The following is a 26,222-nucleotide window of genomic DNA, read 5'->3' as shown; positions in this document are numbered from 1 at the left end:
GACCATGACACTCGATTTCCAGCCGCTGCTGCCCTGGCCCTTCATTGCAGCGCTTGCATTTGCGGCAGTCCTTCTGTCGGCGCTCGGTTTCTGGCGCGGCGTGCGCGGCGCGGCCTTCCGCACGGCGGCGCTGGCAGCCCTGTGCCTTGCGGTCGCCAACCCGGTGTTCTTCCAGGAAGAGCGCGAGCCGCTATCCACCATCGTCGGCGTCGTCGTCGACCGCAGCCAGAGCCAGGACAATGCCGGCCGGCGCGCCATGACCGACGCGGCACTGGCAACACTGAAGCAGCGTCTGGCCAAATTCCCGCAGATCGAGACGCGTATCGTCGAGGCGGCCGATGACGAGGACACGGAGACCCCGTCGACCAAGCTGTTCACCGCGCTTCAGACGGCGCTGGCCGATGTGCCGCCTGCCCGTGTCGGCGGCGCGATCTTCATCACCGACGGCCAGATCCACGACGTTCCCGATATCAACCAGCCGCTCGGTTTCGATGCGCCAATCCACGGCCTGATCACCGGCAAGCCGGACGAGTTCGACCGCCGCATCGAGATCGTCAGCGGCCCGCGCTTCGGCATCGTCGGCGAGGAGCAGAAGGTGACCTTCCGCATCGTCGATGACGGCACGGCACCCGGCGGCACGGCGGAAGTTACCATCAGCCTCAACGGCAACCGGATCGCCACGGAAATGGCCGAACCGGGCACAGACGTGCCCTTCGCCTTCACTGTCCCGCGCGGCGGCAACAACATCCTCGAATTCGACGTCGCCGCCGTTCCCGGCGAAGTGACGGAGGCCAACAACCGCGCCGTCCACGTCATCGACGGTATCCGCGAAAACCTGCGTGTCCTTCTGGTCTCAGGCGAGCCGCATGCCGGCGAACGGGCCTGGCGCAACCTCTTGAAATCCGACGCCGCCGTCGATCTCGTGCATTTCACCATTCTGCGTCCGCCGGAAAAGCAGGACGGCACGCCGATCAACGAACTGTCGCTGATCGCCTTCCCGACCCGTGAACTGTTTGTCGAGAAGATCAAGGAATTCGACCTGATCATCTTCGACCGCTACCAGCATCGCGGCGTGCTGCCGATCCTCTACTATGACAACATCGCCCAATATGTCGAAAACGGCGGCGCGCTTCTGATCGCAGCCGGCCCCGAACATGCCGGCGACGATTCGATAGCAACCACGCCGCTCTCCGCTGTCCTGCCCGCCAGCCCGACCGGTTTCATGAACGAAAAGGCCTTCTATCCGCGCCTGTCGGACGAGGGAAAGAAGCATCCGGTCACCCGCGGCCTCGAAGGCGCCGACAGCGAGCCGCCCCATTGGGGCCGCTGGTTCCGCACGGTAGATGTCAACAAGCCGCTCGGCCAGACGGTGATGCAGGCCGCCGACGGCAAGCCGCTCTTGGTGCTGAACCGCGTCGGCAAGGGCCGCGTCGCCATGCTGCTGTCCGATCAGGGCTGGCTCTGGGCGCGCGGCTTTGAAGGTGGCGGCCCGAGCGTTTCCCTCTACCGGCGCACGGCCCACTGGCTGATGCAGGAACCGGCGCTCGAGGAAGAGGCCCTGACCGCGCATGCCAGCGGCCGCACGCTCGAAATCGCCAGGCAAACGATTGAAGGTGATCCGGGCGCGGCCATGCTGACATACCCTTCCGGCAAAACCGAGGAGATTGCCCTCAAGGAAGGCGAGCCCGGTCTCTACAAGGCCAGTGTGAGAACCGCCGAAACCGGGCTTTTCGAGGTCACCAATGGTGAACTCAACACGCTGGTGCATGTCGGCAGCGTCGATGCGCCCGAGTTCAAGGCAACGATCTCGACCACGCAGACGCTTGCGCCCTGGGCAGAAAAGACCAAGGGGCTGGTGCAGCGCCTGGCCGATGCCAACGGTCCGGTGGACCTGCCGCCGATCCTGCCGGTGCGCGGCACCGTGCGCGTCGCCGACGATCAGCGCATGTCGCTGCGCATGACCGACGAAACGGTGCTGAAGGGCATCAATTCGCTGTCGCTGTTTGCCGGCTTCCTCGGGTTGGCGGCCCTGCTGTTCGTGCTTTCGGCGACCTGGCATCGCGAGGGGCGGTAATTTTATTTGCGTCGGCGGTTGTCGAGACGCTTTATCGAGTTCTATCCGTCGCAGGAACGCACCACTACCGGTTTACCGATCGTAAGTATTGCCCCGTATCCAGCCTGGCGGCCACCCTCTTACCTTGTTACCAGTGGAAGATTCGCTTTTGGCCTAAGCAGTCATGCGGCGGTTGCACCGCTCACCCCTAAAGCTAATGCCGTCTCCGACTGCCAGATTCGCAGTTTTCTCTCTGCGACTGCGCGGTCAGTTCGAAGCATCTCTATCAGACCATCGATGCGTGTCGCCTGTTCATTTTGCCAAGCAATTCTGCGATCAAGACCAGTTATTTCCTGAAGTTGAGACAATGCTTTCGTCGGATCGCCCGCCAAAATTCTGCATAACGCAGCAGCTTCCTGAACATGTGAATTGCTTGACCGCATTGCTTCTGCGGTCTTTGCTGCTCCTTCAACTGTCGCAACGCTTTCCAAAAAAGGCGCCGCGTTTACCAGTATAGCTTTCGAGATATCAGCTACCAAGTTTGAACGGTCAGAATACCATCCGTCGTAACCATTGACATCACGCAGACGGAAGCCAAGCGTGAAATGTACGTGTTTCGCAGGGATACAGAGCGGCTGAAAGAATACGTGCATGTGGAAAGATGTTTTACTGTGGCTGGAGCTGTCGAAACCAATGCCCCGCAGGACGTGACCGATTGGCTCCGCGAAAATTAGTGAACCCTTGACACGATAACCGGGGAGACAATCCAGCAGGTTTCGCCCCAACGCAGCGAAATCATTCATTTTCATAAAGAAACCTCGTCTCCCAGTTTTGGACCAAGATAGGAGAGAGACAGCCTGGAAAGCAATGCTGCTTCGAACTGTGAGTTAGATAATAACCGCTGTTGGCGCAAAGCAGTCCCAACCTGATAGGAAAGGGCGAGGGGTTAAGCTTCGCTTAGAGCGCAGTCTCCTACATCATCCCGCCTACAACCTTTTCCGGATCGGATCGAATTCCGGTCCCGGTTTACGCTTGATCGGATCGGGCTTGCCCGCATCTATGGCGTCCCAATAGCTCCAGTGCACCTTCTTCGTGCCGAGCTCGTAGTCCATGCCATCCCAGCTGTCCTCACGGAAACTGTAGAAGGCCCAGTGCAACTTGCTGTCGTCGAGCGCGGTCAGCACATCCTCGAGATAGGCCTTGCAGCCCTCCCAGCGGCGCATGCAGCCGAATTCGCCGGCGACCATGCGGTTGCGCGGCACGTTGTGGCTGTCGGCCCATTCCACCGGCTGTTTCAGATAGGCGGCAATCCGTTCACGGTTCCAGGTTTCCTCACCGTCGCCGAATGGAACCTTGCCCGGATAGGCGTAGGGCTTTTCCCGCTTCATGTTCGGCGCGCTGGTGGCCGCATAGGGCTCGTACATATGGAAGCTGTAGAGCACCTTGTCGTCGGTGAGCGGTTTCGGCCAATAACTGAAAGCATCGGCGGCGGCATACCAGCCGGCATCCGCCATGATCGGTGTCGCGGGATCGACCTCGCGAATGGCCTTGATGACCGTCTCGTAGAAGGCCGGCAGGTCGCGCGCCGTTCCCGCCTGCCCGGCGTACCAGGCGCTTAGCGCATCGGCACTTGCGTGCTCGGCAACGCCGTTGCTCTTCTCCGGCGCCGGTTCGTTGATGATGTTGTAGGCGGCGACACCCGGATGATCCTTGAGGGCCGCGGCGAGATCCTTCCAGAAGGTGGCAGCCTGCGGCCACCAGGCCTTGTCCTGCCAAAGACGGCCATCGAACGTGTTACCGTTGTTCTGCGCCCAGCGCATGCCCGGCAGCGACAGCGGCGTGATCACGATCTTGAGCCCGGCCTTGTCGGCACGATCCAGTGCCGCCTTCAGTGTCGCGAGGTCCTGTGCCGGGATGCCCTCATACTTGTCCGCATCGCCGATCAGGAAATCGCGTTTTGCCGGTTTCCACTTGTCGTAGGAAAGACGCACCCAGCTGGCCCCATAGGCCTTCAATGCGTCGAAATAGGCCTGATCCGGCGGCAGCCGGTTAAAGCTGTTACCGCCATGCTGCGGCGCGTCCCAGAAATGGATGAGATCGGCGGCGGGCACCTGTGTGGCGGTAAGAAGCGTGGCAAGAAGGGCCGGCAGGAAACGCATTCAGAATATCCCGGTTTCGATGCTCGGGATATTCGCAGCCACTGTGGCAGAATTGGGAAGCCGGCACCGTTATCCGATGCAACGTCCCCGCAACCTTACTGCTCACGCCAGCGGATCTCGCCCTTCAGCCCCGCATGCACGTCTTCGCCCATCGGCACGATGAGAACACGGTTGGGGTCCACCGGCCCCGGAAAGGTCAGCGCGCCATAGGCGACCTTCTCGAAGCCCAGCGGCTGGTAATAGGGCGGGTCGCCGACCAGGATGACGCCCTGAGACCCTTTTCTGCGCGCAGCCTCGACGGCGATGCGCACCAGTTCCCGGCCGATGCCGCGATTCTTGTGCGACGGGCGCACGGCGAGCGGGCCGAGCAGGTGCCCCTTGATCGAGCCGGCGAGAACAGGCGTCATTCGCACCGAGGCGATAGTTTCGCCGTCATCGGCGCAGACGAAGGACAGCGAAAGATCATGCGGCCCCTGCTCGCGGATGCGTGCGGCGGCACGGGCGAACCGGCCGGGGCCGAACGCTTCTTCATTGATGATTTCGATGGCTGCGTCGTGGGAGGCGTCTTCGGTCAGATAGACGAGATCGTGCTTTTTCATGAACATCGGGAAACCGGGCATACGAGACGGAAAAAAGGTGATGGCTTCGCCCTCAAGGCGTTCTCAGCATCAGCGTCGTCGTGGGCTTCCCGGGAAAAACATCGAATGTATCCGTTGGCATGAAAAATTCTGAGAGGCCGGATAGCAGAAAAAGACCCGATGTCAAAGCCCAAAACGCACTGTTCAATATTTGCGGGCTATATACGCCGGTTTCATACACTATCTAGGAGGAACACATTCACGGGCAGGCGGCACTACCGCCGCAGGAGATCGACGATGGGCATGCTGGTTGACGGCGTCTGGCAGGACGTCTGGTACGACACGAAGGAAACCAAGGGCCACTTCAAACGTGCCGCCGCGCAGTTCCGCAACTGGATCACCACTGACGGTTCGGCAGGCCCGACCGGCGAAGGCGGCTTCAAGGCCGAGGCCGGACGCTATCATCTCTATGTGTCGCTCGCCTGTCCCTGGGCGCACCGCACGCTGATCTTCCGCAAGCTGAAAAAGCTCGAAGACCTGATCACCGTCTCGATCGTCGATCCACTGATGCTGTCGAAGGGTTGGGAATTCAAGAACGAGATCGGCGGCACCGTCGATCATCTGTTCGGCTCGGACGCGCTCTGGCAGGTCTATGTGAAGGCCGACCCACATTATTCCGGCCGCGTCACCGTGCCCGTGCTCTGGGACAAGAAACAGGGCAAGATGGTCTCGAACGAATCCTCGGAAATCATCCGCATGTTCAATTCGGCCTTCGATGGATTGACGGGATCGAACGACGATTTCTATCCGCAGACGCTGCGCACCGAAATCGACGGTCTGAACGAGCGCATCTACAACGCGGTCAACAACGGCGTCTACAAAGCAGGCTTCGCCACGACACAGGAAGCCTATCAGGAAAACGTCGATGTCCTCTTCGAGGTGCTGGACGAACTGGAAGAACGCCTGTCGGCACGGCGCTACCTCACCGGCGACCGCACCACCGAAGCCGACTGGCGGCTGTTCACCACACTGGTGCGCTTCGATCCGGTCTATGTCGGACATTTCAAGTGCAATATCCGCCGCATCGCCGACTACAGGAACCTGCAGGGCTACCTGCAGGACCTCTATCAGGTCGACGGTGTGGCCGGGACGGTCGATCTGCGCCACATCAAGGAGCATTATTACCGCAGCCATACGATGATCAATCCGACCGGCGTGGTGCCCGCCGGACCGGTTCTCACCCTCGACGCGCCGCATGGCCGCGAAAAGCTGGCTGCCTGAGCTACCAGAAGTCGGCTGGCGGAGTATCTCCCGAGAGTTCCGCCAGCCGCCGGTGCGTGGCGGCGGTTGTCTCCGGCGGCAGGGCGTCCAGCGCGAAAAAGCCGGTCTCGACGATCTCGAAATCCGGCGTTCTCGGCGAAACCTGCCGGATATTGCGGCAGCGGTAGAAGACAACGTGATCGCGTTTGCTGGTCAGCCGGTTGAAATAGACGTGGAAAAGCTCAGGAGCGTCGGTCAGCTCCAGATTGCCCTCTTCGCGCAATTCCTTGACCAGCGCCTGCAAGGCCGTCTCGCCTCGCTCCAGCCCGCCGCCCGGCATATGCCAGCCGGGAACATAGGAATGCCTGACGAGAAAAACCCGGCCTTCCGCGTCAAAACAGGCGGCGCGCACGCCCATCGTCATGCCTCGCGCCAAGGCAAAATAGCTGTGCATCAGGCGGGTGAGAAGCCGGGCTCTCCAGCTGCGCATTTCCGGCGGCTTTTCGCTCATGCCGGTCCGGTTCCGTCGGTCATCGTCTTACCCATTGTTTCGCCGAGGATAAAACGCCCCGGATGATTCCCCTTGCCGGGAATATGCGCTAGGTACAAGGGATGTTCAAACTCGCCCATATTTCCGACATTCATCTTGGCCCCCTGCCCGACCTTTCGTTCCGCGAACTCGCATCGAAGCGCATCACCGGCTTCGTCAACTGGCATCGCAACCGCCGCAATCATCTGGTCGGCAACACGCTCAACCTGTTGATGGACGAGATCGAGCGTGTCGATCCGGATCATCTGGCGATTACCGGCGACCTGGTCAACCTCGCCTCTTCCCGCGAGATCGAGGCGGTGAGCGCGTGGCTGAAGGAGGCCGGCGAACCGAAAAACATCTCAGTGGTGCCCGGCAACCACGATGCCTATGTCCCCGGCGCCTACGAGAAAACCATCAGGGCCTGGTACCCCTATATGCGCGGCGATCAGGGACCGGCGGAGTGGAACGACGATTTTCACTGTTATCCCTATCTGCGCGTGCGCGGTCCCGTGGCGCTGATCGGCTGCTCGACCGCCGTTGCCACGCCGCCCTTTGCCGCCAGCGGCTATTTCGGCAGCCGGCAGGCACGCGAAACCGTCAATCTGCTGCGGGCTGCGGGCGAAGCCGGCCTGTTCCGCGTGGTGATGATCCACCATCCGCCGATCCGTGGCGCGACGTCCATGCACAAGCGCATGCTCGGCATCAGGCGGTTTGCCGCCACGGTGACCGCCGGCGGCGCAGAGCTGGTGCTGCATGGCCACACCCATCTGAACACGGTCTATTCCCTCAAGGGCCAGATCAAGCCCGTGCCGGTGGTTGGGATCGCCTCGGCATCGCAAGGACGGGGCGGCAAGAAACCGCCAGCCGCATTCAACCTGTTTTCGATCTCCGGCGGCCCGGGACAATGGAACCTGATCCGCGAACGGTTCGAGCTCACCATGGACAGCCGCTCGATTACCTTGGTCGAGACCACGCGGTTCTGATCCTGCGATCGTTACTCGCCAAAATGCCAAAAACCGCTATGCTGATGCAATAATCGGCGTTCGTCATCCGTCACATGGAACTGACCGGAAGACAGGAGCAATGGCGCACCCGCAGGGACGTCAGACAATCCGGTTTGCCGGACGCAGTTTTCAGCCAGGAGATGACCATGATCAACCGCAAGACCGCACTGATTGCCCTGTTTTCAGCTGTTTCAGCTTTCACACTGAGCCAGACGGCCCGGGCCGCGGGCGAGGACACGACCGCTCCGCCGGAAAAGACCAAGACCTCGACCGAATGCAAGGACGGCAAGGTCTGGGATGAGGCAAAGAAGGAATGCGTCGACGCCAAGAAGAGCAGCCTCGACGACGATATTCTGTTCAAGGCGGCGCGCGAGCTCGCCTATGCCGGCCAGTACGAGAATTCGCTGAAGGTCCTCGACGCGGTCAAGGACCAGAACAGCGCCCGCATCCTCAACTATCGCGGCTATTCCAACCGCAAGGCGGGCCGCATGGAACTCGGCATGAGCTTCTACAGGCGCGCACTACAGGCGGACGAGAACTATATTCTTGCCCGCTCCTACATGGGCCAGGCGCTGATCGAACAGGGCAAGGTCGAGGAGGCCAAGGCGCAGCTGATCGAGATTCGCGACCGCGGCGGCGAAAACAGCTGGGCCTATCGCGCCCTGCTCGAATCGCTCGGCGGCGTCCGCAACTATTGATCCGATCCGGCCGGGTTGCCCTTCCGGCGTGCCCGGCCGGTCATTCAGTGCCAACACACGCCCGGGAGCCGCAAAATATGCGCGTCCGGCCAGCTGCCTGCTTGCAGACCATGGGACAAATGTTTCATATCAACCGGCGTGTATTTCGACCCGGATGAATAGATTCCCCATCCGGAACGTTTCTTTGGAAGAGCAATGCGTCCAGCGGCAGAATCGAACGAATTCAGACGGGACTTGGTCAGTGTGCTGCCCAAGTTACGCCGTTTCGCCATGACACTGACGCGCAACGCCGCCGATGCCGATGACCTGGTTCAGGAGGTGTGCGAGCGTGCGATCACGCGCAACCACCTCTGGAACGGTGAAGGGCGGCTTGAAAGCTGGATATATGCCATGACACGCAATCTCTGGATCGACGAAATCCGAAAGCGCAAGGTGCGCACCGGCGGCGGCACCGTCGATGCCTCCGAGCAGGACGAACTGTCGATCGAGGCATCCGGCGAAAAGGCCGTCTATGCCAATCAGCTGCAAAAGATGATCCTCTCCATGCCGGAAGGACTGGCGAGCGTTTTCCTGTTGGTCAATGTCGAAGGGCACAGCTACCGGGAAGCCGCCGATATCCTAAAGATCCCGATCGGCACGGTGATGAGCAGGCTTTCGACCGCGCGCATGCGTCTCGCCGCCATGATCACCGAGACGACGGAAAGGAGGGCCTGAGCGTTGCAGAACACGAAGGGGCTCGCATTGGAAATCCGCCTGTCGGCCTATATCGACGGCGAAGTGAATGAGGCGGAACGCAAGGAACTGGATCAGCTGGTGGCGCGCGATGACGAAGCGCGGCTGGTGCTTGAAATGCTGAAGGCCGGGAATGCCTTCGGCAACAAGGGATTCGAGGAATTTCTTCACGATCCTGTTCCGCTTTCGCTGGTCCGGCAGATCAAGCAGGGACCGGGCGCCGCACCAAAGGCCGAGCGTGTCGCCAATGCCGCGCCGCGCAAGACGCGCACCCGCCTGTGGCCAAGGGCGCTTGCGGCGTCGATCGTGCTGCTGCTCGTTGGCGGCTCGACCGGCTTCATGATCGGCAAGACCAGCAACGACGGCGCGGTGCCGGTGAACGTGGCCGCCGCCCGCACCTGGCTCGACGATATCGCCGACTATCACCGCATCTATGCACGGCAAACGGCCGAGCATCTGGTCGAGGTTCCGGCTGGCAACAGCAAGATCGAGAGCTGGCTGGCCTCGAATGTCGGAGTGAATTTCACGCTTCCGGACCTGACCGGCAAGGGCCTGACCTTCGAAGGCGCCCGCCTGCTGGTCGCTGCCGGCAAGCCGGTGGCACAGCTGATGTATAAGAACGAGGACGGCGATGTCTTTGCGATCTGTTTCCTGAAAAGCAAGCCCGGCGCATCCGACGGCAGGATGACCGAAAGCATGCGCGACGATATCGCCATGATTTCCTGGCAGAAGGACGGCGCCTCCTACGTGGTCGTCGGCCCTTCGGCCGATGCCGACCTCCAGCAACTCGCCGACGCCGTCTCGGCGACGATCTGAAATCCTGCTTGATCAGTGAAAAGGGCCGCCTCCCCGGAGGAAGCGGCCCTTTCTGTTTGAATCAATTCCTTCAAGGAATCGCGTAAACAGCTGGATTACTTCGCCTTCTGCGCCAGCACCCGGTTTGCAGCCGAGACGATGGCCTCAAGAGAGGCCGCGACGATATTGGTGTTGATGCCGACACCGAACAGTTTTCCGCCCGGGTATTCGACTTCGACATAGGCGATCGCCGCCGCGTTCGAGCCGTGTTGCAGCGAATGTTCGGAATAGTCGGCAACCGACATCTCGATGCCGAGATAGATCGACAGCGCATTGATGAAGCCGTCGATCGGGCCTGTTCCCTTGCCCTCGATCCGCTTGGTTTCGCCATTGTCGGTGATCTCGGCGGCAACGACGCGCACACCCCTGTGTTCGCCGACCGGATAGGTGTGGTGATCGACGAAGCGGATGCGCGCATCGGGCTGATCGACGTAGCATTCGATGAAGCGTCCGTGGATCGCCTTCGACGGCAATTCCTTGCCATGCTCGTCGGTGATGCGCTGGATGTCCTCGCGGAACTCGACCTGCAGGTTGCGCGGCAGGTTGATGCCGTAATCCTGCTGCAGGATATAGGCGATGCCGCCCTTGCCCGACTGCGAATTGATGCGGATGATCGCCTCGTAGGAGCGTCCGACGTCCTGCGGATCGATCGGCAGGTAGGGCACTTCCCAGAGCGGCTTGTTGGCGACCTTGATCGCCTTCATGCCCTTGTTGATCGCGTCCTGATGCGAGCCGGAAAACGCCGTGTAGACCAGTTCGCCGACGTAAGGATGGCGCTCGGGAATGACCATCTGGTTGGAATACTCGTAGACTTCCTTGATCCGCTCGATATCGGAGCAATCCAGCTCGGGGTCGATCCCTTGCGTGAACATGTTCAGGGCCAGCGTCACCACATCGACATTGCCGGTGCGCTCGCCATTGCCGAACAGCGTGCCTTCGACACGGTCGGCGCCCGCCATCAGGCCGAGCTCGGTGGCGGCGATGCCGGTGCCGCGGTCGTTGTGCGGATGCAGCGAGATGATCAGGTTTTCGCGGTTGTCGAGATTGCGGCACATCCACTCGATCTGGTCGGCATAGACGTTCGGCGTCGCCATCTCGACGGTCGAGGGCAGATTGAGGATCAGCTTGTTGTCCGGCGTCGGCTGGATGATCTCGGCCACCGCGTTGCAGATTTCCAGTGCCACATCCAGTTCCGTACCGGTAAAGCTTTCCGGCGAATACTCGAACCGGAAGCCGCCGCCGGCCTTGGCCGCCATGTCGGCAATCATCTTGGCCGCATCCGTGGCGATCTGCTTGATGCCCTTCACGTCCTTGGCAAAGACAACACGGCGCTGCAACTCACTGGTGGAATTGTAGAAATGCACGATCGGCTTGGTGGCGCCCTGCAGGGATTCGAACGTGCGCGTGATCAGCTCGGGGCGGCACTGGACCAGCACCTGCAACGACACGTCATCAGGCACATTGCCCTCCTCGACGCACCAGCGGGCGAAATCGAAGTCGGTCTGCGAGGCGGACGGGAAACCGATCTCGATTTCCTTGAAGCCCATGTCGAGCAGCAGCTGGAACATCCGGGCCTTGCGGTCGTGGCCCATCGGGTCGACCAGCGACTGGTTGCCGTCGCGCAGGTCGACCGAGCACCAGATCGGCGCCTTGGTGATGGTGTTGCCCGGCCAGGTGCGGTCCGGAATATTGATCTGCGGATAGGGCTGATACTTGACCGCTGCCTCGGGCATACCCTGCTTGACGGTGTGGGACTTCATGATCATTGCGGCTTCTCTTCGTCTTTGAGGCGCATCGTCCGCATGCAATAACCGATCGACGGTCGCATTGCGACGGCAAAATGCTGGCTCTCGGGTTCTTTTCGTATCTGTTATTCAGGGAAGGCAAGGAGCTGTGGCCGGTGGGCTTTCGGCCACCGGGCGCTCCTTCAAAGAACCCGGCAACCGCGTGTAAGGCCGAGAAGAAGAAGCGAGGCGCGCGAACGCTCCGCGATGGCAACGTGCCCGCGGGTAGCCTGTTCGATAATGATGGCGCCTGTATTCGACATGAGGGCTGTATAGCCGCAGACAGGCGCAAGGGCAAGAGCGGCCTTGGCAAATCATCCAGATTGAAAATGTGGCCACCTGCAGCTACACTATCGCCATGGTCCAGATCCCGATCCGCGAAGCCAAGAACAAGCTGACCGAGCTCGCCCGCCGCGTCGAGGCCGGGGAAACAATCACCGTGACCCGCAACGGCAAGGCGGTGATGGACCTCGTACCGGCAACGAAGAAGGGCGGGATCGATTGGGAGGCTGGCAAAGCCTACAAGAAGAAGCTTGGCATAGACAGCTTCTTTGGCGAAATTCCGGCAGATTTCGACGACCCGTTACCTGAAGATTTTCTGATCACGCCTCTGCCGCCTTTTCGCGGAGAATAAGAGTGGCAAGGCTACTGGACACGCATATCTTTCTGGCAATTATCGAAGACCGTGTCGCCGCACTTCCGGTAGCAATCCGCAGGGTCATTACCGATCCTGATGATCAATATTATCTCAGTGTTGCAAGCCTCTGGGAAATTGCGATCAAGAACCGTCTGGGCAAACTTCCGCTGCAAAACCGATTGGAAGAGTTGCCTGAAATAGCGCGGCATTTCGGCATCGCCCTCATTTCGATCAACGAAGATCATGTCCTACCGAGCGTCGAGCCCGAACCGCCGACACGCGATCCATTTGACAGACTTCTGCTTGCCCAATGCCTAGTCGAAAACATGAAGCTCATCACCATCGACACAGCACTCATCGATCATCCCCTCTCTGCCACAGCAAACCGACAATAAAAAACCCCACCGGGCGAACCAGCGGGGTTGGGATGTTTCGAAGATTTGAACGCCTTAGATATCGGCCTGCGACGTGACGATCCGCGAAACCAGACCATAAGCCTTGGCTTCCTCGGCCGACAGCCAGTAGTCACGATCCGTGTCCTTGGCGATCTTTTCGACCGGCTGACCGGTGGCTTCCGAGAAGATCCGGTTCAGGCGCTCGTTCATCTTGATGATTTCACGGGCCTGAATTTCGATGTCGGATGCCATGCCGCGCGTGCCGCCCGAGGGTTGGTGCAAGAGGAAGCGCGTGTTCGGCAGGCAAATGCGCCGTTCCTTCGGAGCCGATACGTAGATCAGCGCACCGGCGGAAGCGACCCAGCCGGTCCCGATCATCCAGACCTTCGGCTTGATGAACTTGATCATGTCATGGATCGAATCGCCGGATTCGACATGCCCACCCGGAGAGCTGACGAAGATGCGGATATCCTCGTCGCTGGCAGCCGCAAGAGCCACGAGCTGCGAGCAGACCTTCTGCGCCAGTTCCTGATTGATCGGACCGTAGATAAAGATCGAGCGCGACTTGAACAGATTCGCCTCGGTTTCCTTGCCCAAAGGCAGTTCCTTTGCCTTGTCTTCCTCGTCTTCATTCATACGATTCATACGCTCGTCTCCAGCATGATTTCATCTGTCCTGCACATAGTGCAACTTTCCTCCTATAACAATGCGGCCCGCAGGCAAAGCTGCGCATTGGTAAAAATGCGGTGGCGGCGGCGTCCATTACAAATGCGTAATGCAGGTCCAGCGACGTTGCGCCGCCATGATCGTTGCCTAAATCAGGTTCGTGACGACCGGAACGCACGGCAAGAGATGCCGTCCCGTGTCCCAGGAGAACGATCATGTCACCTGATGAACAAAAACTGCTTGAAGAGCTTTTCGAGCGCACCCGCGCAGCGCAGGACACCCAGCGCGATCCGCAGGCCGAGACGCTGATCAACGAGGCCATCCGCACCCAGCCCCACGCCCCCTATCTTCTGTCCCAGGCGGTGATCCTGCAGGATCAGGCACTGCGCTCGGCCGCCGGTCACCTCAAGGAGCTGGAACAAAGGATAGCCGAGCTGGAAAGCCGGGGAGAGCAACCGCAAAGAAGCGGCGGCAGCTTCCTCGGCGGTCTCGGCGGCCTGTTCGGCAGCCCGCCCCCAGCTTCCTCTCAACCCGCCCCCTCTCAACCCGCCTATGCACAGCAGCCCGCCCCCGCAGGTCCCTGGGGCAGTGAACAGCGGCCGGCCGCCGGTCCGTGGGGCGCAGCCGCCCCCTCTCCCGCCGGCGGTTTCCTGCGCGGCGCCATGGGGACGGCGGCGGGTGTTGCCGGCGGCATGCTGCTTGCCAATTCGCTGAGCGGTCTCTTCGGTGGCAACCACGGCCTGTTCGGCGGGACAGGCGGGCTTGCAGGGCCGCAAGAGGTGATCGAGGAAAACGTCGTCAACAACAATTACTTCGGCAGCGGCGATGCGACGGCGGATACCGCCAACTCTGCCGGCAATGACGATTCTTTCAGCAATGCCGATTTCAACGACGACAGCTCGAATTTTTCGGACGACAGCTTCGACGTCTGACCGCCTCCATCCTCTTCGCAGGAAGAGGCGCTTAAACTGAACATAGATATCAACCCTATCAGCGCCGGAAAGACAGTTTTCCAAACTGTTTTTCCGGCTCCCCGGTATTTGCCGTATGGACAGGTCCCCAATCGGCAATAAGATGGCGATGTCACGAATTCGCATCCGGCGGGCCGCCTCCCACGCTCCCGTCCTTCAGTGGGGATCACCATGAAAAAACATCTTCTTCTCACGGCCCTGGCCTTGACCGCATCCACCGCGCCCGCCTTTGCCCATCTCAATCCGGCCGAACACGGCTCGCTGTTGGCGGGCGTCACCCATCCGCTGTCAGGCCTCGATCATATCCTCGTCATGGTCGCCGTCGGCCTCTGGGCAGCCCAGATCGGCGGACGCGCGCTTTGGATCGTTCCATCCGCCTTCGTCGGCACCATGGCCTTCGGCTTTGTCCTGGCGATGACCGGCGTGCACCTGCCCTTCGTCGAGCCGGCCATCCTTGCCTCCGTCGTTGCGCTTGGCCTTCTGGTTGCCATGGCGGTGCGGATGGAAACGGTTGCCTGCGCCGCCGTCGTCGGCGTCTTTGCCCTCTTCCACGGCTATGCCCATGGCGGCGAGCTGGGTGCCGCGGGTGCACTGCCCTTCAGCGCCGGTTTTGTGATCGCAACGGCGCTGCTGCATGCCGCCGGCATCGGCCTGGGTCTCGGCATCGGCCGGCTCTCCTCCGGCCGGGTCATCTCGCGCATCCTCGGCGGCATCACCGCATTCGCCGGCCTGGCGCTGATCTTCAACTGACCAATATCCGATCAACGAAAAACGGCGGGCTCAACAACCGCCGTTTTTTCGTTTCAGCCACGTCCGCGATAGGGCTGCACGCCCTGATCCGGCAACCAGAGGCCTTCCGGCGGCGCGCCGGTCTGCCAGAACACATCGATCGGAATACCGCCGCGCGGATACCAGTAGGCGCCGATCCGCAGCCATTTCGGTGCCAGCAAATCGACCAGACGCTTGGCAATATCGATCGTGCAATCCTCGTGGAAGGCGCCGTGATTGCGGAACGAATGCAGATAGAGCTTGAGCGACTTGGATTCGACCAGCCAGCCATCCGGCACATAATCGATGACGATATGGGCAAAATCCGGCTGGCCCGTCATCGGGCAGAGCGAGGTGAATTCCGGTGCGGTGAAGCGCACCACGAAATCCGTACCGGCATGGCTGGTGGGCACGCGCTCGAGCACGGCCTCCTCGGGGGTCTGGGGTGCAGCCACGTTCTGGCCGAGCTGCGACAGGCCGGAGACATCTGTTTTCGTCATCGTTTCATTCCTTCATAACCTTGACCCTGATCCCATGGGCCTTTTCGCCTTCCGGCTCGACATGGATGGTAATCTTAGCACCTGGATTGACCTCGCGGATCGCATCTTCCAGCCGGTCGCAGATATCGTGGGCATCCCCCACCGGCATCGCGGCTGGAACAACCATGTGAAAATCGACGAAGATCGCCGAGCCCGCCTCGCGGGTTTTCAGATCGTGGACGCCAAGCGACCCCGTGGCATTGGCGGCGATCGCCTGCTTGATGGCGCTCTCCTCTTCGCTAGACACCGCCCGGTCCATCAGCCCGTCGACGGAACGGGCGATCACCTTCCAGCCCTGATAGAGAATATTGCAGGCGACGATCACGGCAAGCAATGGGTCGAGCACCGCATAGCCGGTGACGATCGCCAGCACCAGGCCGACCAGCACGCCGACGGACGTGACGACGTCGGAGAGGATATGATGGCCATCGGCGGTTAGCGCCGGAGAGCGATAGGCTCTTCCCGCGCGGATCAAAGTATAGGCCCAGGCCGCATTGACGAGACCTGCCGCAAGGTTGATCGCAAGGCCGAGCGCCGGCGCATCCGGAAGCCGCGGCGCGAGAATGGCCGGAATCGCCTCAAAAACGATCAGAAGGGCGGCAACGACGATGAGAACACCCTCGATGACGGCCGAAAAATACTCCGCCTTGTAATGGCCGAACGGATGACCGGCGTCAGCGGGCTTGGCGGCATAACCGATGACGACGAAGGCGACGATGGCGGCAACCACATTGACGATCGATTCCAGACCGTCCGAAAGCAGCGCCACCGATCCCGTCACCCACCAGGCGAGCATCTTCAGCCCCAGCACGGCCATCGCCAGCGGAATGCCCCAGAACGCCAGGCGCTGTGCCCCGTTTTTATGAACGTCTGTCGCCATTTGCTGGCCCCTTTTCAATAAAAAGAACCGCCGCGCCATTTCGGGCGCGACGGTTTTCAACCTGCGTCCATGTCCGATCAGGCGGCCTTGATCTTCGCCCGTTTGGCCAGATGCGCCACCACGTTCTCGATCATCCGCATGCCGGCGTCGCCGCCCAGCGTCATGATCGATTCCGGATGGAACTGAACGGCCGCGATCGGCTCCTTGGTATGCTCGATGCCCATGATCGTGCCGTCGTCGCTTTCGGCGGTGATCATGAAGTCACGCGGCAAGGTTGACGGGTCGGCAAAGATCGAATGATAGCGGCCGACCGTCACTTCCTTGCCGAGACCCGAAAAGACGATGCCGGGCTCGAGCACACGGATGCGCGACGGTTTGCCGTGCATCGGAACGGCCAGCTGGCGCAGATCGCCGCCATAGGCTTCGGCCAGCGCCTGAAGCCCAAGGCAGACGCCGAAGATCGGCAGGTCGCGGGCCCGCGCCTTCTTGATCGTCGCCTTGCAGTCGAAATCCTTCGGCATGCCGGGACCGGGCGACAAAACGACGAGATCCGGCTTCACACGGTCGAAAATCTCTTCGGCCACAGGCGAGCGCACGGTGGTGACCGTCGCCCCCGTCTGGCGGAAATAATTGGCCAGCGTATGGACGAAACTGTCCTCGTGATCGACCAGCAGGATGTTGACGCCGGTGCCGACCGAGGCCACGTCACGGCCGGTGCCGCGGCTGTTGGCGGATTTTGCGTCGCGGATCGCTGCGATCATGGCGGATGCCTTCAGTTCGGTTTCGGCTTCTTCTTCTTCCGGATTGCTGTCATTGAGCAATGTGGCACCGGCGCGCACCTCGGCAATGCCGTCCTTGATGCGGATGGTGCGCAGCGTCAGCCCCGTGTTCATGTCGCCGTTGAAGCCCACCATGCCGATGGCGCCACCATACCAGAGCCGGGCGCTCTTTTCATGGCTTTCGATAAAGCGCATCGCCCACAGCTTCGGCGCACCGGTAACGGTGACGGCCCAGGCATGCGACAGGAAACCGTCGAAGGCGTCCATGTCGTCGCGCAGCCGGCCTTCGATGTGATCGACCGTGTGGATCAGGCGCGAATACATCTCGATCTGGCGGCGGCCGATGACCTTGACGGAACCGGGCACGCAGACGCGGCTCTTGTCGTTGCGGTCAACGTCCGAGCACATGGTGAGTTCGGATTCGTCCTTCTTGGAATTCAGCAGCTTGAGGATCTGTTCCGAGTCGGCGATCGGATCGTCGCCGCGCTTGATCGTGCCTGAGATCGGGCAGGTCTCGATACGCCGGCCCGATACACGCACGAACATTTCCGGCGAGGCGCCGACCAGATATTCCTGATTGCCGAGATTGATGAAGAAGGAATAGGGCGACGGATTGATCGCCTTCAGCCGGTTGGAAATCTCCGACGGCTTGCTGTCGCAGCGCTCGAAGAACTTCTGGCCCGGAACCACCTCGAACAGATCGCCGCGGCGGAAGCTTTCCTTCGCTTTCGTCACCAGCTCGGCATATTCGCCGGGGCGATGATCTCCGTGCGGCGGAATGCTGTTGGCGGTGCGGAACGGCTCCGGGGCGATATCGCCAGCCTTGCCGTCGGTGGTCTTGCCGTCCTTGGCGAAATCATAGCGGTCGATCCAGGCCTTGGCGGCGTAGTGATCGACGACGAGGATTTCGTCCGGCAGGAACAGCACCATGTCGCGCTGGTCGTCGGGGCGCTTCAGCTTCAGTTCGATCGCATCGAACTGGAAGGCGAGATCGTAGCCGAAGGCGCCGTAGAGCCCGAGGCTGGAATCTTCCTGCGAATAGAACAGGCTGGTGACGGCGCGCAGCACCGTGAACACCGTCGGCATCTTGGAGCGCTCTTCTTCGGTGAAGACCCGGTCCGGCATGTTGATCGTCAGATCCAGGCGACGGGCCGTCGATGCGCCGAGCGTGATATCGGCAACACCGGCAAGATGCGCCGAGACCATCTCCAGCAGCGCTTCGCCGCGCTCGTTATAGGCTTCGATCCACAGCGCGCGGCCGAAGGACGAAATGGCGAGCGGCGGGTCTATGATCGCCGTGTCCCAGCGCGTGTAGCGGCCCGGATATTCGTAGTTGGAGGAGAAAACCGCGCCCCGGCGTTCGTCGAGCCTGTCGACATAGCTGGAGATCGCTTCGCCATAGGGGGCCTCGCGCCGCCGGCGGGTGACGGAAATGCCGCCCTTGGTGGTATAGGCTTCCGCGCCGTCTGCAAGAATTGTCGTCGCCATGTTCCGCTCCGTTCAGGCCCGTCATTTCCTGCGGCCCGAATACAAAAAAGCCGCCTCGAAACTTCCGGGCGGCTTATCGTCTCAATCACGCATGACTGGTCAAGGCCGCTTTAGCGAGCCCACCACCAGATTGCAATGTTGCGTGCCTGTGTCATGGCGGAATTGTTAGCGTGAGACGCAGGATTGTGCAAGCGGGCAGCGGCGGAAAAATAAACACGCGTTTTCCGCCGGTGCCAATGCCCGTCCTTATGCAGGCAGTGTTGCCGACATATGCGCCTGCAAGCCCTTCGGATCGGCAGCGAATGCGGCGGCGACATTGCGGGTCAGCTCGCCCGGAAACACCTCTTCCACACCGGTCTCGACGGCATCGAGCGTTTCACTGACGACGTCAATCGGCTGCAGGCGCGGCTCCGGCAGGCCGCGGCCCATATCGGTTTCCACCTGGACCGGCATGGAGGCAACGACATGCGTGCCCTGATCCTTCAATTCCGCGCGAATGGTGCGGGTGGCGGCAAGAGCGGCAGCCTTGGAGGCGGAATAGGTCCCGGCCGCGGGCAATGTGACCAGCGACAGGAAGGACAGGACATTGACGATGCTGCTTGCCGGCGCCTTGGCAAGGATCGGCGCAAAGGCCTTCGACAGCGCCAGCACGCCGAAATAATTCACCTCCATCTCCTGGCGGGCGATCGAAAGATCCGGCGCGGAGATACCCCCCTGCCCGCCGGCAAAACCGGCATTGTTGATCAGCAGCGTGACATCGGTTGCCACCCGGGCAGCCTCCGCGACATCCGCCGCATTGGTCACGTCAAGCTTGAGCGGCACCAGACGGGCAGGATCGAGAGCGACGAGCGCGGCAAGCGAGGCCGGATCGCGGGCACCGAGATAGACCTTGCGCGCACCACGGCGCAGCAACTCGGCTGCGAATTCGCGGCCGATACCGCGATTGGCGCCGGTGACGAGAGCAACGGTATTTTCAATTGTCCGGGACATGATTTTCTTTTCTCCATATGTGCATATGCACTATTTATATCGTGAAAAGCCGAATGTTTCCGGCCTTTGCTCTTCAGGCGGCTTTTCCGGAGGGAATGGCGAGAAGCATCTGGCGCAGGTCATCTGCCCTTTGCGCGCCGACCAGCGCCACATATTCCGCTTGCGCGGCGTGCCAGCATTCGACCGCTTCGTTCAGCTTCTGCAGCCCCTTCGGCGGCAGCGTCAGCAGCAGCTTTCGCGACCCCTTGCCTTCCGGTTCGCTGACCACATAACCATCCCGCTCCAGCGGCTTCAGGGCGCGCACCAATGTCGTCCGCTCCATCACCATCGCCTCGGCGATATCCGCCATACCGGCCTTCTCCGCTTCGGCGATATAGACCAGCAATGAAAACTGCGCCGCCGTGATCCCCGCCTTGGCATAATGCCGCTCGTAAAGCTGCGACACGAAACGCGCGGCCTGACGGATGGCAAAGCAGTTGCAGGAGGTGATGGAGGAGTTCGCTTTCATGCGATGGGAGATATGTGTGTATATGCACTTTGTCAATGGAAAATCTGGCGCTTTGAAAAACGAGAATGGGAGCGGCCTTTCCAGACCGCTCCCGTGATCGCCAACATCAACTAATGTTTAGAAGCGCTGGGTTAGCGAGACCTTGAAGGTCCGGCCTGGCTCGGAATAGTATGCCTTGCCCGGCGATGTCCCGGAAAATGTGACATCGCGCACGCTGATGGCATCGTAATATTTCTTGTCGAAGATGTTGTAGACCCCTGCCCGCACAGTGAGGCCTTCGGCGATTTCGGGTTTCCACCAGCCGGTAAGGTCGACAAGACCATAGCCGGGTACATTACCAAACGTTGAATCGGATTTGCTGGGAGCTCCCTTTGCCGCGATCAGTGTCACATCGGCACCCCATGTTTCGGTAGCATAGCCGGCGCCCAGAACGCCCTTCAAAGGTGCAACCGACGCAAGCCGGTTGTTTTCCACGGCTGGATCCAGATTTTGACCGTTGGCATAGGTGAGCGAGCCGTTGATATGGAAACCGCTGTCGAACTGCTTGTGGGCGGAAATTTCGACCCCGTAGATACGGACTCGATCAAGATTGACGGCCTGCGTCACTCCGAAGGGATAGGCAGGATCCGCACCGACAGCGACCGTGTCGATGAAATTGCGGTAGCGATTGTGGAAGACGCTGATACGTCCACCGAAATCTTCGTCACCCAGATTCGCGCCCAATTCGAACCCGTTGCTGGTTTCCGGCTTCAGGTCCGGATTGCCAAGCCGCAGATAGGTACCGGGCGCACCATAGTCGAGGTAGAGCTCGTTTGCCGTCGGCGAGCGGAAGCCCATCGCCCACTGGGCGAAAAACTCAACATTCGGCGCAGCCTCGTATTTCGCAAGCAGTTTCGGCGAGAAAGCGTCGCTGCTCTGGCCGGGAGGCATGCCGTTGAAATTCGGATTGTTGGTGTAGGCAGCCGTTTCTTGTGGCGACTGATCGTACCAGTCGTAGCGAAGGCCTGGCGTCAACGAAAACGCGCTATCACCGATGGCGATCTCGTCCTCAAAATAGATGCCGAACTTCTTGCTGTCGACATCGGGCATATCAGCCTGATTGGTATGGAGGAAATTGCAGGGGTCAAATGGCGTGTACGGTCCACCGGAGCAGCTGTCTTCGCCGGAGGAATATTGCGTCGTCTTGCCGATGGAAAAATCACCACCGAGCCGGACCGTGTGATGCAACCTTCCCGTGTCGAACTTCTTCTCCACATATCCGGCAGCACCCACCGAACGATTTTCGACCTCGCTATTACGCGAATAGTCGCCGATGACCGACGTGTAGCGGTATCCCGATTTGCCGCTATCACGGGTCAGGTCCTGCCAGTAGAAGACGGCATTGGCGGCATCGATCAATGCGTCGTCGTCAACGGCCTCGAATTCGTAGTTCAGCGAAATACGATCGCGCTTGACCGCCTCATTGCCGTCCCAATCGCCCGGGCGGTAGTTGCCAGTGGCTGTCTGTTCTTGGCGCAGGTCGATATCTTTATCGCGATCGAAGCGCTCGCCGGTGAACGTGAAGGTGTGACCGGTATCGGTATATTGCTTGACCTTCACAAGAACATTCTTCTGGTCAAAGTCGGCGGGGTTGGGCTCCGTGCGGCCCGGACCGTAGACGCCGGACGTACCACGATTGTCCTGCTCATGCCCTTTCTTGTAGCCGCCCTGGAACAGTACCGCAGTATTACCGTAGCGGGCAGCCGCAGCAGCCGAGGCTGCCCAGCTCTTGTCTTCGCTATCATAGCTGAACTTGAAGATACCGCCCCAGGTTTTGCCCTCACCGATCAGATCCTCCGGCTGTAGCGTTCGAAGCACCACGGCGCCGCCAAGAGCGCCATCACCGGCCCGGCTTGAATCCGCGCCACGAACGATATCGGCGGCCGAGAGTGCATCGAAATCGAAGCTGTCGATTCCGCCATCGGCATCGCGGGCGCCATCATCGAGATAGGGAATGACGATGCCGTCGATCGTCGTCTGGACGCGCGCGCCGTCCAGCCCGCGGACGTTGACGCTGCCATTGGCCCGGTTGAAGCCCACACCCGGCTGCAGCGTGCGACCAAGGTCCTCGAAAGAGGAAACCTGATTGTCCTGAATGTCTTCGACCGTCGTTTCCGTCGCAAGCGGCGTATCGGCGACCCCCGTCACGCCCCTCCCCTTGACCGTCAGCTTTTTGAGCGTGGTGGCGCCCTCTTCAGCGGTTGTTGCAACAGCGTCTTGTGCCCGGGAAATTTGGGGAGGCAAAGCGACAGAAGAAAACGCCGCGCACGCCAAGAGCGCCGCGCAGTGATGCCGGGTAATCATGGACCAATCCTTTGATAAATGCACCGGGCTGGCTGCTGAGACGAATGGCTCAAAGGGCTGGCTAGGTATGGATAACGAATATCGGGCAGCGACAAGAAACGCTACGTTTCATGCGGCGTAAGAAACATGACTATTATTGTCAACATATAATCGCCACAATTCGATCAACCTTTCGCCACCCGCGGACAAATCGTGTCCGATCGGCAACGATCGTCATCCGCAAGCTGCAATGCAACCGACTAGCGCCCGAATGCGTTGTGAACCGTGACCCTGCCGCCTCCGGCAGAAACGGAGCCCGCTTATGCCATTTCGATTCGCCCTTCTCCTTCTGTCGATCCTTCTCCTGTCCAGCGCCGGCCTTCCCGAGAAAGGCCCCATCCCCGAAACGAAACCGGTGACGGTGGAGACACCACAGCCGGCAGCAAAGACCGGGGATACGACCGGGAGTGGGCACAAGACCAGGCAGGAGCCGCCCCTCGCCAAGAAAGACGAAAAGCAGGCGCCAGCGCTGGACGATGCCAAGCCTGCGGCGGAACAGCCGGACACGCCCCTTCAGCCGGACCTGACGATCAAGGCGGGGGATCCGAAGGAATACGGTGCCTGCCTTACGGCATTGAAAGAACTCGGCGCCACCTTTCGGGAGGAAAAACGGATCGATGACGGCAAGGGCTGCGGCATCGACAAGCCGTTGACGCTGCAGACTGTCCTTCCCGGCATCACGCTGAAGCCGGAAGGCAAGATGCGGTGCGAAACGGCGCTGGAACTCGCTCGCTGGACAAAGGATGCGGTGCTGCCGGCCGCGAAAGTCGCTCTCGAAAACGAGGGGCCGCTCATCACCATCAATCAGGCATCAAGCTATATCTGCCGGTTGCGCAACAACGCAACGACCGGGAAAATCTCCGAACATGCGCGCGGCAATGCCATCGACATCGCCTCATTCACCTTCAAGAATGGCAAATCGATCGAAATCCAGCCCCGCGACGACGATTCCACCCTCGCTGGAGCTTTCCAGCGCGCGGTGACCGCGACCGGTTGCCTCTATTTCGAAACCGTTCTCGATCCCGGCAGCGACGAAGCCCATGAAAACCACCTGCATTTCGACGTGATCGAGCGGAAAGGCGGATACCGCTATTGCCGCTGAAACAGCGTCACATATCATCCGGCTTTGAGCTGATAAAGATCGTATCCGGCAACTGCGCCCTCGGCTTGCATGGGGGCTGAACGCACCCCATCTGCCTCAGGCGCCGGCCTTGAAGCCCGCGCACTCAAGACAAGGAATTCTCCATGCCCGTTTCCATGTTCAAACTGTCGGTACCGGTGTTCATTCGCGGTCTCAACGTTCTTGCAACGCTTCTCGACAAGGCCGAGTCCCATGCGGCGGCCAAGAAAATCCCGCTGGATGACCTGTTCAATGCCCGGCTTGCCCCCGACATGCTGCCGCTGTCCGGCCAGATCCAGCGTGTCAGCGATACGTCGAAGAACGCCATCGGCCGCCTGACGGAGGTGCCTGCACCCAGTTTTCCGGATGAGGAAAAGACGTTTTCCGAGCTTCGCGAACGCATTGCCAAGACGATCGCCTTCCTCGAAACCGTCAAGCCGTCCGATCTGGAAAAGAGCGACACCAAGGACGTGCCGATCGCTTTCGGCAAACTCAAATTCACCTTCACGGGTGACGACTACCTGCTGAAATTCGCCCTTCCGAACTTCTTCTTCCACGTCGCCACAACCCACGACATCCTGCGCAATCAGGGCGTTGCCGTCGGCAAGACCGATTATCTCGGCCCCTATGGCTGAGGCGAAGGCTGCCGGCAGGCAAAATCAACGGCATCGCTGCCGATTTCGCCATGATTCCGTTGATGTGCCGCTCAGAACAATCCCTCGATAAAGCCATCCGCATTCAGGAAAATCTTCTCCGACGAGGGCACCCTCGGCAAACCGGGCATGGTCATGATCTCGCCGGTGATGACGACGATGAAGCCGGCGCCGGCGGAAAGACGGACCTCGCGGATCGGCACCGTATGCCCGGTCGGGGCGCCGCGCAGGTTGGGGTCGGTCGAGAACGAATACTGCGTCTTGGCCATGCAGATCGGCAGGTGGCCATAGCCCTGCGCTTCCCATATGTGCAGTTGCTCGCGCACCGCCTTGTCGGCGATCACCTCTCCGGCGTGATAGATGTCCTTGGCGATGGTCTCGATCTTGTGGAACAGTGGCATGTCGTCGGGATAAAGCGGCGAGAACTGCGAACGGCCGCTTTCCGCCAGCGCCACGACCTTGCGGGCAAGGTCCTCGATGCCGGCGGATCCTTCGGCCCAGTGCTTGCAGAGGATAGCCTCGGCGCCGAGCGTTGCGACATAATCCTTGATCGCCCGGATCTCAGCCTCGGTATCCAGCGTGAAATGATTGATCGCCACGACCACCGGCACGCCGAATTTCTTGACGTTCTGCACATGGCGGCCGAGATTGGCGCAGCCCTTCTTCACGGCCTCGATATTCTCGTGACCCAGATCCTCCTTCTTCACGCCGCCATTCATCTTCATCGCCCGCGCGGTGGCCACGATCACCGCCGCATCGGGCTTCAAGCCGGCCTTGCGGCATTTGATGTCGAAGAATTTTTCAGCCCCCAGATCGGCACCGAAACCGGCTTCCGTGACGACATAATCGGCAAGCTTCAGCGCCGTCGTCGTCGCCACGACCGAGTTGCACCCATGGGCAATATTGGCGAACGGGCCGCCGTGCACGAAGGCCGGGTTGTTTTCCAGCGTCTGCACGATATTCGGCTGCATTGCATCCTTGAGCAGCACGGTCATGGCGCCATCGGCCTTGATGTCGCGGGCAAAGACCGGCGTCTTGTCGCGCCGGTAGGCGATGATGATGTCGCCGAGGCGCTTTTCCAGATCCTTGAGATCGGTGGACAGGCACAGGATCGCCATCACTTCCGAGGCGACGGTGATATCGAATCCGGTCTCGCGCGGAAAGCCGTTGGCAACGCCGCCGAGCGAGCCGACGATATGGCGAAGCCCCCGGTCGTTCATGTCCATCACGCGGCGCCAGGCGATGCGGCGGATGTCGATATTCTGCTCGTTGCCCCAGTATATGTGGTTGTCGATCAGCGCCGACAGCAGATTATGGGCCGAGGTGATGGCGTGGAAATCGCCGGTGAAATGAAGATTAATGTCCTCCATCGGCACGACCTGCGCATAGCCGCCGCCGGCAGCCCCGCCCTTGACGCCGAAACAGGGGCCAAGCGACGCCTCGCGAATACAGACGACCGCCTTCTTGCCGATGCGATTGAGCCCGTCGCCAAGACCGACCGTCGTCGTCGTCTTGCCTTCGCCGGCCGGCGTCGGATTGATCGCAGTGACCAAGATCAGCCGGCCGTCCGGCCTGCCCTTCTGCTGGGAGATGAAGTCGGCGCTGATCTTCGCCTTGTCATGGCCGTAAGGAAGCAGATGTTCGGGCGGAATTCCAAGCTTGGCGCCAATCTCGAGGATCGGCTTCTTCGTCGCTGCGCGGGCTATTTCGATATCGGACTTGACCTCGGCCATATGGTGTCTCTCCCCTTCCACCGTTTTCTGGGTCTGAGGCGCATATGAACGCGAACCG

25 protein-coding genes are annotated in these 26,222 nt (G+C 60.6%); 12 read left to right on the top strand and 13 right to left on the bottom strand.

All coding sequences use genetic code 11. The features are described from left to right. Window positions 1–4: 4 nt before the first annotated feature. Entirely contained in the window at window positions 5–2,074 is a 2,070-nt protein-coding gene (locus ADU59_RS22530) for a hypothetical protein (protein WP_068956756.1), read from the top strand. A gap of 161 nt (window positions 2,075–2,235) precedes the next feature. Here ADU59_RS22530 and ADU59_RS22525 read toward each other — a convergent pair whose 3' ends face one another. The 3 genes from ADU59_RS22525 to ADU59_RS22515 all read right to left on the bottom strand — a co-directional run bounded on the left by ADU59_RS22525 (window position 2,236) and on the right by ADU59_RS22515 (window position 4,811). After that, on the bottom strand, window positions 2,236–2,862 hold the full coding sequence (locus tag ADU59_RS22525) for a hypothetical protein (RefSeq protein WP_068956754.1): 627 nt from the start codon (window positions 2,860–2,862) through the stop codon (window positions 2,236–2,238). A gap of 177 nt (window positions 2,863–3,039) precedes the next feature. Continuing rightward, on the bottom strand, window positions 3,040–4,212 hold the full coding sequence (locus ADU59_RS22520; RefSeq protein ID WP_068956752.1) for a glycoside hydrolase family 5 protein: 1,173 nt from the start codon (window positions 4,210–4,212) through the stop codon (window positions 3,040–3,042). Between the two features lie 95 nt (window positions 4,213–4,307). After that, complete coding sequence (locus ADU59_RS22515) at window positions 4,308–4,811, bottom strand: GNAT family N-acetyltransferase (protein ID WP_068956961.1); 504 nt, start codon at window positions 4,809–4,811, stop codon at window positions 4,308–4,310. 276 nt (window positions 4,812–5,087) lie between these two features. Here ADU59_RS22515 and ADU59_RS22510 point away from each other — a divergent pair, with 276 nt between their 5' ends. After that, window positions 5,088–6,071, top strand: a complete 984-nt coding sequence (locus ADU59_RS22510) for a glutathione S-transferase family protein (protein ID WP_068956750.1) — start codon at window positions 5,088–5,090, stop codon at window positions 6,069–6,071. A gap of 1 nt (window position 6,072) precedes the next feature. Here the strand turns inward: ADU59_RS22510 and ADU59_RS22505 are convergent, their stop codons facing one another. After that, a complete protein-coding gene (locus ADU59_RS22505; RefSeq protein ID WP_068956748.1) occupies window positions 6,073–6,561 on the bottom strand; it encodes an NUDIX domain-containing protein in 489 nt (162 codons plus the stop codon). Window positions 6,562–6,662: 101 nt separating this feature from the next. Between ADU59_RS22505 and ADU59_RS22500 the strand changes: the two genes are divergently transcribed. From ADU59_RS22500 to ADU59_RS22485, 4 genes are all read left to right on the top strand, one after another. Then, window positions 6,663–7,565: a metallophosphoesterase family protein gene (locus tag ADU59_RS22500; RefSeq protein ID WP_068956746.1), complete on the top strand. Its 903-nt coding sequence runs from the start codon at window positions 6,663–6,665 to the stop codon at window positions 7,563–7,565. A 161-nt stretch (window positions 7,566–7,726) separates the two neighbouring features. Continuing rightward, window positions 7,727–8,284 (top strand): tetratricopeptide repeat protein, encoded by a 558-nt coding sequence (locus tag ADU59_RS22495; protein ID WP_068956960.1) that lies wholly within the window; start codon window positions 7,727–7,729, stop codon window positions 8,282–8,284. A gap of 195 nt (window positions 8,285–8,479) precedes the next feature. After that, window positions 8,480–8,998, top strand: a complete 519-nt coding sequence (locus ADU59_RS22490) for an RNA polymerase sigma factor (RefSeq protein ID WP_068956743.1) — start codon at window positions 8,480–8,482, stop codon at window positions 8,996–8,998. A gap of 3 nt (window positions 8,999–9,001) precedes the next feature. Next, a complete protein-coding gene (locus ADU59_RS22485; RefSeq protein ID WP_068956741.1) occupies window positions 9,002–9,832 on the top strand; it encodes an anti-sigma factor family protein in 831 nt (276 codons plus the stop codon). Between the two features lie 95 nt (window positions 9,833–9,927). Here ADU59_RS22485 and leuA read toward each other — a convergent pair whose 3' ends face one another. Beyond that, window positions 9,928–11,637 carry a 2-isopropylmalate synthase gene (gene leuA, locus ADU59_RS22480; protein ID WP_068956739.1) on the bottom strand — a complete coding sequence of 570 codons (1,710 nt, stop codon included), beginning with the start codon at window positions 11,635–11,637 and terminating at the stop codon, window positions 9,928–9,930. A 349-nt stretch (window positions 11,638–11,986) separates the two neighbouring features. Here leuA and ADU59_RS22475 point away from each other — a divergent pair, with 349 nt between their 5' ends. Together ADU59_RS22475 and ADU59_RS22470 are read left to right on the top strand one after the other, a co-directional pair. After that, window positions 11,987–12,289 carry a type II toxin-antitoxin system Phd/YefM family antitoxin gene (locus ADU59_RS22475; RefSeq protein WP_425332045.1) on the top strand — a complete coding sequence of 101 codons (303 nt, stop codon included), beginning with the start codon at window positions 11,987–11,989 and terminating at the stop codon, window positions 12,287–12,289. A 2-nt stretch (window positions 12,290–12,291) separates the two neighbouring features. Next, complete coding sequence (locus ADU59_RS22470) at window positions 12,292–12,687, top strand: type II toxin-antitoxin system VapC family toxin (RefSeq protein WP_083198387.1); 396 nt, start codon at window positions 12,292–12,294, stop codon at window positions 12,685–12,687. A gap of 54 nt (window positions 12,688–12,741) precedes the next feature. Here ADU59_RS22470 and ADU59_RS22465 read toward each other — a convergent pair whose 3' ends face one another. Beyond that, complete coding sequence (locus ADU59_RS22465) at window positions 12,742–13,323, bottom strand: ATP-dependent Clp protease proteolytic subunit (RefSeq protein ID WP_425332049.1); 582 nt, start codon at window positions 13,321–13,323, stop codon at window positions 12,742–12,744. 245 nt (window positions 13,324–13,568) lie between these two features. Here ADU59_RS22465 and ADU59_RS22460 point away from each other — a divergent pair, with 245 nt between their 5' ends. Together ADU59_RS22460 and ADU59_RS22455 are read left to right on the top strand one after the other, a co-directional pair. Next, entirely contained in the window at window positions 13,569–14,285 is a 717-nt protein-coding gene (locus tag ADU59_RS22460; RefSeq protein ID WP_068956728.1) for a DUF2076 domain-containing protein, read from the top strand. A gap of 210 nt (window positions 14,286–14,495) precedes the next feature. Beyond that, a complete protein-coding gene (locus ADU59_RS22455) occupies window positions 14,496–15,074 on the top strand; it encodes a HupE/UreJ family protein (RefSeq protein WP_068956726.1) in 579 nt (192 codons plus the stop codon). Window positions 15,075–15,127: 53 nt separating this feature from the next. On the opposite strand, the gene queF is transcribed toward ADU59_RS22455, so the two are convergent. The 6 genes from queF to ADU59_RS22425 form a co-directional block, all read right to left on the bottom strand. Then, on the bottom strand, window positions 15,128–15,592 hold the full coding sequence (queF, locus tag ADU59_RS22450) for a preQ(1) synthase (protein WP_068956725.1): 465 nt from the start codon (window positions 15,590–15,592) through the stop codon (window positions 15,128–15,130). Between the two features lie 4 nt (window positions 15,593–15,596). Continuing rightward, entirely contained in the window at window positions 15,597–16,511 is a 915-nt protein-coding gene (locus ADU59_RS22445; protein ID WP_068956723.1) for a cation diffusion facilitator family transporter, read from the bottom strand. A 77-nt stretch (window positions 16,512–16,588) separates the two neighbouring features. Beyond that, on the bottom strand, window positions 16,589–18,778 hold the full coding sequence (locus ADU59_RS22440) for an anthranilate synthase (RefSeq protein WP_068956721.1): 2,190 nt from the start codon (window positions 18,776–18,778) through the stop codon (window positions 16,589–16,591). Window positions 18,779–19,024: 246 nt separating this feature from the next. Then, window positions 19,025–19,768 (bottom strand): SDR family NAD(P)-dependent oxidoreductase, encoded by a 744-nt coding sequence (locus ADU59_RS22435; RefSeq protein ID WP_068956719.1) that lies wholly within the window; start codon window positions 19,766–19,768, stop codon window positions 19,025–19,027. Window positions 19,769–19,841: 73 nt separating this feature from the next. Continuing rightward, the gene (locus ADU59_RS22430) at window positions 19,842–20,276 is read right to left on the bottom strand and encodes a MarR family winged helix-turn-helix transcriptional regulator (protein ID WP_068956717.1); all 435 of its coding nucleotides are present in this window, start codon (window positions 20,274–20,276) and stop codon (window positions 19,842–19,844) included. 117 nt (window positions 20,277–20,393) lie between these two features. After that, window positions 20,394–22,619, bottom strand: a complete 2,226-nt coding sequence (locus ADU59_RS22425) for a TonB-dependent hemoglobin/transferrin/lactoferrin family receptor (RefSeq protein WP_068956715.1) — start codon at window positions 22,617–22,619, stop codon at window positions 20,394–20,396. Window positions 22,620–22,920: 301 nt separating this feature from the next. On the opposite strand from ADU59_RS22425, the gene ADU59_RS22420 reads away from it, so the two are divergent. Together ADU59_RS22420 and ADU59_RS22415 are read left to right on the top strand one after the other, a co-directional pair. After that, window positions 22,921–23,760, top strand: coding sequence for an extensin-like domain-containing protein (locus ADU59_RS22420; protein WP_068956713.1), 840 nt, complete (start codon window positions 22,921–22,923; stop codon window positions 23,758–23,760). 143 nt (window positions 23,761–23,903) lie between these two features. Beyond that, window positions 23,904–24,413, top strand: a complete 510-nt coding sequence (locus ADU59_RS22415) for a DUF1993 domain-containing protein (protein ID WP_068956711.1) — start codon at window positions 23,904–23,906, stop codon at window positions 24,411–24,413. Window positions 24,414–24,484: 71 nt separating this feature from the next. On the opposite strand, the gene ADU59_RS22410 is transcribed toward ADU59_RS22415, so the two are convergent. Then, the gene (locus ADU59_RS22410; protein WP_068956958.1) at window positions 24,485–26,164 is read right to left on the bottom strand and encodes a formate--tetrahydrofolate ligase; all 1,680 of its coding nucleotides are present in this window, start codon (window positions 26,162–26,164) and stop codon (window positions 24,485–24,487) included. Between the last annotated feature and the right edge of the window lie 58 nt (window positions 26,165–26,222).

Source organism: Pararhizobium polonicum (genome assembly GCF_001687365.1).
GTDB lineage: Bacteria > Pseudomonadota > Alphaproteobacteria > Rhizobiales > Rhizobiaceae > Pararhizobium > Pararhizobium polonicum.
This window is presented reverse-complemented; position numbering and strand designations above follow the sequence as displayed.